This window comes from Streptomyces sp., from assembly GCF_031178505.1.
Classification (GTDB): domain Bacteria; phylum Actinomycetota; class Actinomycetes; order Streptomycetales; family Streptomycetaceae; genus Streptomyces; species Streptomyces gulbargensis.
The window spans coordinates 1-7540 of the sequence record NZ_JAPSIW010000311.1; the positions used below are offsets into that span (position 1 = coordinate 1).

The 7540-nt window shown below is 76.7% G+C and carries 6 protein-coding genes; 3 read left to right on the forward strand and 3 right to left on the reverse strand.

The features are described 5' to 3' along the window. Together RIF68_RS20165 and RIF68_RS20170 are read right to left on the reverse strand one after the other, a co-directional pair. On the reverse strand, positions 1 to 1196 hold a 1196-nt coding region (locus tag RIF68_RS20165; protein ID WP_309052686.1), incomplete at its 3' end, for a DUF5682 family protein. After that, the gene (locus tag RIF68_RS20170; RefSeq protein ID WP_309052687.1) at positions 1193 to 2350 is read right to left on the reverse strand and encodes an AAA family ATPase; all 1158 of its coding nucleotides are present in this window, start codon (positions 2348 to 2350) and stop codon (positions 1193 to 1195) included. The genes RIF68_RS20170 and RIF68_RS20165, both read right to left, overlap by 4 nt. Positions 2351 to 2502: 152 nt before the next feature. Between RIF68_RS20170 and RIF68_RS20175 the strand changes: the two genes are divergently transcribed. Further along, complete coding sequence (locus tag RIF68_RS20175; RefSeq protein ID WP_309052688.1) at positions 2503 to 3840, forward strand: SWIM zinc finger family protein; 1338 nt, start codon at positions 2503 to 2505, stop codon at positions 3838 to 3840. A gap of 37 nt (positions 3841 to 3877) precedes the next feature. Further along, on the forward strand, positions 3878 to 5623 hold the full coding sequence (locus RIF68_RS20180) for a DUF5691 domain-containing protein (protein ID WP_309052689.1): 1746 nt from the start codon (positions 3878 to 3880) through the stop codon (positions 5621 to 5623). 145 nt (positions 5624 to 5768) lie between these two features. Here RIF68_RS20180 and RIF68_RS20185 read toward each other — a convergent pair whose 3' ends face one another. Continuing rightward, entirely contained in the window at positions 5769 to 6176 is a 408-nt protein-coding gene (locus RIF68_RS20185) for a cobalamin B12-binding domain-containing protein (protein WP_309052690.1), read from the reverse strand. A gap of 305 nt (positions 6177 to 6481) precedes the next feature. Between RIF68_RS20185 and RIF68_RS20190 the strand changes: the two genes are divergently transcribed. Further along, entirely contained in the window at positions 6482 to 7318 is an 837-nt protein-coding gene (locus RIF68_RS20190; protein WP_309052691.1) for an alpha/beta fold hydrolase, read from the forward strand. Positions 7319 to 7540: the final 222 nt, after the last annotated feature.

A 7540-nucleotide genomic window follows, 5' to 3' on the forward strand; every position in this document is an offset into this window, starting at 1 on the left:
AGGCGCAGGCCGCGCTGATGGCGGGTGAGATCGCGCTGGAGGGGGACGGCGGGGGCGGCGGCCGGGACCTCGCCGAGGTCGTCGCCGACGACGAGCCGGTCACGGACGAGGGCGAGGGGCACGTCGGAGCCCTCGCAGAGGACGGCGCGGACGGCGTCGGTGGTCTCCTCGAGCCCGGGGAGCGGCCGGCCGCGTAGGGCGGCGAGGGTCTCGGCGAGGCGGACGGCCTCGATGACGTGGGCGGTGGAGACCGGGTGGTCCTCGGCCCTGAGGAGGCCGGCGACCTTGGTCATCCACCGTTCGACCGGGCGGTCGGGGGCGGCGAAGAGGTGCCCGTACCAGCCGGGCGCCTCGATGCCGGCGCCGTAACCGGAGCGGCGGGCGAGCCTGCGGTGGGTCCAGGGGACCCAGGTCAGCTCGGTCTTCACCTTGGGCAGACCCTTGAGCAGGGCCCGGTCTGCGGTGGCGGTGGTCCGCCGGGCGAGTGCGGGGACGTGCCAGGCGCCGCAGACGACGGCGACGGCCTCCCCGAACTCCTTGCGGGCCTCGCGCAGCCGCAGCCGCATGTGGGCCTCGCGGACCGGGTCGCGGGGGTGGCCGCCGTCGCCGTGCGCCTCGCGGACGGCGCCCATGGCCTCGGCGAGCGCCGCGAAGGGGGCGAGGGGGTCGCCGCCGCCCCGGAGTTCCACGGCGTCCTCCCACCAGCGCTCGGCGTCCTCGTGTCCGGCGGCGCGGGCGAGTTCGGCGAGCGGGTCGACGCGGGCGCCGCCGTCGGCGGACTCCTCGTCGTCGCGCCAGGTGGGGTCGGAGGCGGCGAGGGTGTGGGCGGCGGGCAGGTCGATGAACCGGACCGCGGCCCCCCGGTCGAGTGCCCAGCGGATCGCGACCCACTCGGGCGAGAACGCGGCCAGCGGCCAGAAGGCGGCGCGGCCCGGGTCGTCGACGGCGTGGGCGAGCAGGGCGACAGGCGGCCGCATCGCGGGGTCGGCGGCGAGGGCGACGAGCGCGTCCGCCTCGGCGGGCCCCTCGATGAGGACGGCCTCGGGCCGGGCGGCGTCGAGCGCGGCCCGTACGCCCCGGGCGGAGCCGGGTCCGTGGTGCCGCACGCCGAGCAGCAGCGGTCGGCCGTCCCGTTCGCTCGGGGCCGTGGCGGTGGGCGGGGGGCCGGCGGGTGCGGTGAGGGTGGGGGGCGTCATGCGCTCACCTCGCGGCAGGCGCGGTAGAAGTCCTTCCAGCCGTCCCGTTCCCTGACCACCGTCTCCAGGTACTCCTGCCAGATGACCTGGTCGGCGGCGGGGTCGCGGACCACCGCGCCGAGGATGCCGGCGGCGACGTCACCGGGGCGCAGCACGCCGTCGCCGAAGTGGGCGGCGAGGGCGAGGCCGCCGGTGACGACGGAGATGGCCTCGGCGGTGGAGAGGGTGCCCGAGGGGGACTTGAGCCTGGTGCGCCCGTCGGTGGTGACGCCGTCGCGCAGTTCGCGGAAGACGGTGACGACCCGGCGGATCTCCTCCACGCCCTCCGGGACGGCGGGGAGCTTCAGGGAGCGGCCGAGCTGCGCGACGCGCCGCGTGACGATGTCGACCTCGGCGTCGGCGGTGGCGGGCAGCGGCAGCACCACCGTGTTGAAGCGGCGGCGCAGCGCGCTGGAGAGTTCGTTGACCCCCCGGTCGCGGTCGTTGGCGGTGGCGATCAGGTTGAACCCGGGGACGGCCTGGACCTCCTCGCCGAGTTCGGGAACGGGCAGCGTCTTCTCGGACAGGATCGTGATGAGGGTGTCCTGGACGTCCGCGGGGATGCGGGTGAGCTCCTCCACGCGGGCCGTCATGCCCTGGGCCATGGCGCGCATGACCGGGCCGGCCACGAGGGCGGCGCGGCTGGGGCCCTCGGCGAGGAGCCGGGCGTAGTTCCAGCCGTACCGGATGGCCTCCTCGGGGGTGCCGGCTGTGCCTTGGACGAGGAGGGTGGAGTCGCCGCTGACGGCGGCGGCGAGGTGCTCGGAGACCCACGTCTTGGCGGTGCCGGGGACGCCGAGCAGGAGGAGCGCCCGGTCGGTGGCGAGGGTGGTGACGGCGACCTCGACGATGCGGCGCGGTCCCACGTACTTGGGGGTGATCACGGTGCCGTCGGGGAGCGTGCCGCCGAGGAGGTAGGTGGCGACGGCCCAGGGCGAGAGGCGCCAGCGGGCGGGCCGGGGCCGGTCGTCGGCGGCGGCGAGCGCGGTGAGTTCGTGGGCGAAGGCGTGTTCCGCGTGGGGCCGCAGGGCTTCCGTGGCGGGCCCCGGGGCGGCCGGAGCGGTGTCCTGCGCGGCGCCGGTCAGGGGCTGCGGGATGGTTTCGGGCACGGTCATGGGTCCCCCTCCAGATCGTTCGACCTGCTGTGCGATCCACGGTGCACCATGCCACTGACAATCGACCGTCTCCGCAGGTCGGACGCGGTTTCGTGGGGGTGTGGAGAAGTGGCGCCGGGGCGTTGTCAGTGGCGGCCTCTACGGTCGGTGACATGAATGCCATGGGGGTGCTCGGGACGGCCGGGCAGGTGCTGGCGCTGGCTCCTGACGAGGCCTCACGCCGGGCGGGGAGCAAGCTGGCCACGGCCGCGTCGTGGTCCGGGACGGGCCGCGGCGAGGGGGCGGTGTGGGGTCTGTGCGCGGGCAGCGGCAGGACGCCCTACCGGACGGTCGTGGACGGCACGGGGCCCGCCTACCGGTGCAGTTGTCCGAGCCGCAAGTTTCCGTGCAAGCACGCGCTGGGCCTGCTGCTGCTCGCCGCTTCGGACGGGGCCGCGGTGCCGGAGGGGGCGGCGCCCGACTGGGCCGGGGAGTGGCTCGCGGGGCGGCGCGACCGTGCGGCGCCGGCCGACCGGCGGGACGCGCCGGACGGCCCGGCCGGCCCCGGCGCGGCACGCCGGCGCGCGGAGCGCAGGGCGGCCCGGATCACCGCGGGCGCCGAGGAGTTGGAGCGGCGCCTCGCGGACCTGCTGCGGGGTGGTCTCGCGGCGGCCGGGCAGGGGGGGTACGGCCTGTGGGAGGAGACCGCGGCGCGGATGGTCGACGCCCAGGCGCCGGGGCTCGCGGGCCGGGTCCGGGAGCTGGCCGCGATACCGGGTACCGGACCCGGCTGGCCGGTGCGGCTCCTGGAGGAGTGCGCCCTGACCCATCTTCTCGACCGGGCCTGGCTGTCGTCCGACCGGCTGCCCGCCCCGCTCGCGGCGACGGTACGGACCCGGGTGGGCCTCACCGCGCCCGCCGACGGAGCTCCGGTGCGGGACCGGTGGCTCGTCCTCGCCCAGTACGACACGGCCGACGGCCGGCTGACCACCCGTCGCATCTGGCTGTACGGCACGGGGACCGGCCGGACGGCGCTGCTGCTGTCCTACGGCGCGGCCGGGCGGGCGCCGGGCCTGGCGTTCCCGGTGGGCGGGGTGCTGGCCGGTGAGCTCACCCCGTACGCGGGTTCGGGCGGACTGCGGGCCGAGCCGGGCGAGCGGTTCGAACCGGTGGACGTGCCGGCCGCACCGCCGCCCGGAGTGCCGGTGGGCCGGGCCCTCGACACGTACGGCCGGATGCTGGGCGAGGACCCGTGGCTCGAGTCCTGGCCCGTGACCCTCGGCCAGGTGGTGCCGGCGCAGGCGGAGTACGGCTGGCAGCTGGCCGACGCCGACGGCCGCGAGGCCCTTCCCCTGACCGCCGCCGCCCGGTCCCGCGCCGGCCTGTGGCGCCTCGTCGCCCTGTCCGGCGGAGCTCCGGTGACCGTCTTCGGCGAATGCGGCCACGGGGGCTTCTCCCCTCTGGCCGCCTGGTCCCCGGAGTGCCCGCACGAGACGGTCCCGCTCGTATGACCCCCCGCACCGATCCCCCACCGCCCGGAGGAGCCCGATGGACACGACCGCACCGACGACCGTGACGACGGAGCCGGCCGGGACGGCCCCTTCCGGGTCCGGGCCGGGTGCCCCGCCCCGGCCCTCCGAGACGGAGGTGTGGGAGGCGCTGGTCGCCTCCGCGCTGCTGGGGACGGACCGGCCCTCTCCGGGACGTGGGGGCGGTGCGGCGGCCGGGGCACCGTCGGGGGCCGTGTCCGACGCCGCCGCGCTGCTCGACACCGCCGCGCTGCACACCGTGCGGCGCAGGGCGGGGCTGCTGCCCGGGCCGGCCGCTCCGCGTCCGCAACCCGCTCCGGAGGACGGGCGCCCGGCCCTGCCCGGGGCGGCCCGCCGCCGGCTGGAGCAGCTGCTGGCGGGCCGGGTGGCGCCCTCGCCCGCCGGGGGGCGCCGCGGTACCGCGCCCGACCTCGCCGAACTGCTCCCGCAGTGGCTGGCGCTGGCCGTGGAGCGCGGCTACAAGGGACCATCGGCCACCCTGCCGGCTCTGCTGGACGCGGCGCGGGCACGGACCGACCTGCGACCGCAGGCGCTCGCCCTCGCCGGGCCGCGCGGGCTGTGGCTGGCGCGCCTCAACCCGGACTGGCGGTTCGCCCTCCGGGGCGCCGGGGCGGGCGGAAGCCTGCCGGACCCGGCGGACCGGGAGGCCGTCCTCGCCCTGTGGGAGGAGGGTCTGTTCGCGGAGCGGGTCGCCCTGCTCGGAGCCGTACGGGCGGCCGACGCGGCGGCCGGGCGGGCGCTCCTGGCCTCCACCTGGGCCACCGAGCGGGCGGAGGACCGCCTGATGTTCCTGGACTCGCTGCGGGCGGGGCTGTCCGACGCGGACGAGGAGTTCCTGGAGGCCGCTCTCGCCGACCGGAGCCGTAACGTGCGGGCCACCGCCGCCGAGTTGCTGTCGGCCCTGCCCCGTTCGGCGCTCGCGGGCCGGATGGCCGGCCGGGCGGCGAGCTGTGTCGTCCTCGACCGGACGGCCGACACGCCGACGGTCGTGGTGGAGGCCCCGCACGAGTGCGACGAGGGCATGCGCAGGGACGGGGTCGTACCGCATCCGCCGTCCGGGCGGGGCGAGCGGTCCTGGTGGCTGGGGCAGCTCGTCGAAGCCGCCCCGCTGGACACCTGGCGGGCCCGGTTCGGCGGGCGGCCCCCCGAGGAGATCGTGGCGCTGCCCGTCGCCGACGACTGGCAGCCCGAGCTGCACGCCGCCTGGTGCCGGGCGGCCGTGCGCCAGCGGGACGCCGCCTGGTCGCGCGCGCTCCTCGGCCCTCCGGCGGCCCCGCGGGCGACGGGCCCCGGCATCGCGTCGCCGGCCGAGCGGGCCCAGCTCCTGGCGACGCTGCCGGCGGCCGAGCGGGCGGAGTGGGTGGCCGCGTTCGTCGCGGCCCACGGCCTGTCGGAGGCGTTCCAGCTGCTCGGTGTGTGTGCCGTGCCGTGGGCGGAGCCGCTGGGCCGGGCGGTGGTCGACGCGCTCGACATCGCCCGGGAGGCGGGGAGTTATCCGTGGAGCTTCAGCGGAGTGATGGGGCTGGCGGAGCGGTGTCTCTCGCCGGACGCGGCGCGCCATCTGGAGGCACTGACCGCGCTGTCCGCCGAGTCCGACGACCTCTCGCCCGGTGCGGGCGGTTACTGGTCGGAGGCGTTCCAGCGTCTGGTGGCCACCCTCCGGCTGCGGGCGGCGATGCGGGCCGAACTCCTGGGCCAGGAGCACACGGACACCCGGACGCGGGATGCCCCGGACGCCGCGTGACCCGGCGGGACACAGAAACGCCGGGGCACGGGCCGGACCCGGTCGGGTTCGGGCCGCCCCCGTCCGCCGCTCCCCCGGACAACCCCGGGCCGTATGCGGGAAGGGCCCTCCCGGCACGGGAGAGCCCTTCGGATCCGTTGGTGCGTCAGACCGCCACGCGCACGTTGGCGTTGACCCAGTCGACGATGGACGCCGTGGTGGCGCCCGGCGTGAAGATCTCCGCCACGCCCTTCTCCTTGAGCGGCGCGATGTCGGCGTCCGGGATGATGCCGCCGCCGAAGACCTTGATGTCCTCCGCGTCGCGCTCCTTGAGGAGTTCGAGGACCTTCACGAACAGCGTGTTGTGCGCGCCCGAGAGGATCGAGAGGCCGATCGCGTCGGCGTCCTCCTGGATCGCGGTGTCGACGATCTGCTCGGGCGTCTGGTGGAGGCCCGTGTAGATGACCTCCATACCGGCGTCGCGCAGCGCCCGCGCGATCACCTTGGCCCCGCGATCGTGGCCGTCGAGACCCGGCTTGGCTACCACCACGCGGATCGGACCGGTCACACCCATCACTGCCTCCACATGCGACCCCCGCGCCTGATTGCCGGGGAGGTGAACGAACGTTATCGACAGCATCCCGCAAGCGGCCGTTTCGCGGTGGGCAGCGAGGGGGAAATCACACGTGGGACATGTTCGCTCTGCGCCGTTCCCCGCTTCCGGGCCCTCCTCCTGGGCCCCACAGCCGCAAGCGGGGGCCGGCCGCAAGGGAGCCGCAGCGTGTCGTCGTGCCCGCGCGTCGCCGTCCACGCGGCGCGCAGGTACGGCGCACCGCCGTACGGCCCGGCCCCTCGCGCCGTTCGGGAGGGAGGCCGGCGATGGAGTTCACCAAGGTCACCGCCCTGATGAAAGCCACTGCTCTCGAGCTCGCCATCCTCACCGGGCATCTCGTCCTGTACCCCTCGGGCATCGTGGCCGAGCGGCTCTCCGCCGCCCCGGCCCCGGACACCGACACCGCCGGGGATCCCGGCCCTGACGGCGAGGTGCGCCAGGTGCGCGCCAGGGGCCGGCGGCCGGTGGTGCTGCTCCACGGCTTCGTCGACAACCGTTCGGTCTTCGTCCTGCTCCGGCGCGCCCTCCTGCGGGGCGGCCGTGACTGTGTCGAGTCGCTCAACTACTCACCGCTCACCTGCGATCTGCGCACCGCGGCGGAAGTCCTGGGCCGCCGGGTGGAGGAGATCCGGGAGCGGACCGGCCACGACGAGGTGGATGTGGTCGGGCACAGCCTCGGCGGGCTGATCGCCCGCTACTACGTCCAGCGCCTGGGCGGTGACGCGCGGGTCAGGACCCTGGTCACGCTCGGCACGCCCCACGCGGGCACCACCGTGGCACCGCTCGCCGACGCGCATCCGCTGGTACGGCAGATGCGGCCCGGTTCCGAGGTGCTGCGGGAGCTCGCGGAGCCGGCGCCCGGCTGCCGGACGCGGTTCGTGAGCTTCTGGAGCGACCTGGACCGGGTGATGGTGCCGGTGGAGACGGCCCGGCTGCGCCACGCCGACCTCGTGGTGCACGACGTGCGCGTGAGCGGAATCGGCCATCTCGCGCTGCCGGTCCACCCCACGGTGGCCGCCGGGGTCCTGGGGGCCCTGGACGCCGACGGACCCGCCGCGCCGGGCGCGCGGGACGACGGCACGGGGACCGCGTCCGTGGCCTGACCGCCTCGCCGGACCCGTGGAACGGCCCCGGGGGGCGCGGCCGGACCCACCCCACGAACGCTCCGGACCTGCGACGACCACTCCGCGGAGGCCGCCCGGGGAGCCGTGCGCGCGCTCCGTCGGTGACTGTCCGCGGACCGGTTCGTGACTGCCCGTGGACCGTCCGGCGCTCCCGTCGAGGAGGCTGGGCGAGTGCCCGGTGGGCCGACGATGACCGCGCGG

Excerpts from the sequence above, each read along its gene's own strand:
- RIF68_RS20180 (WP_309052689.1), top strand. The coding sequence starts at position 3,878 with ATGGACACGACCGCACCGACGACCGTGACGACGGAGCCGGCCGGGACG.
- RIF68_RS20185 (WP_309052690.1), bottom strand. The coding sequence starts at position 6,176 with ATGGGTGTGACCGGTCCGATCCGCGTGGTGGTAGCCAAGCCGGGTCTC.
- RIF68_RS20170 (WP_309052687.1), bottom strand. The coding sequence starts at position 2,350 with ATGACCGTGCCCGAAACCATCCCGCAGCCCCTGACCGGCGCCGCGCAG.
- RIF68_RS20190 (WP_309052691.1), top strand. The coding sequence starts at position 6,482 with ATGGAGTTCACCAAGGTCACCGCCCTGATGAAAGCCACTGCTCTCGAG.
- RIF68_RS20175 (WP_309052688.1), top strand. The coding sequence starts at position 2,503 with ATGAATGCCATGGGGGTGCTCGGGACGGCCGGGCAGGTGCTGGCGCTG.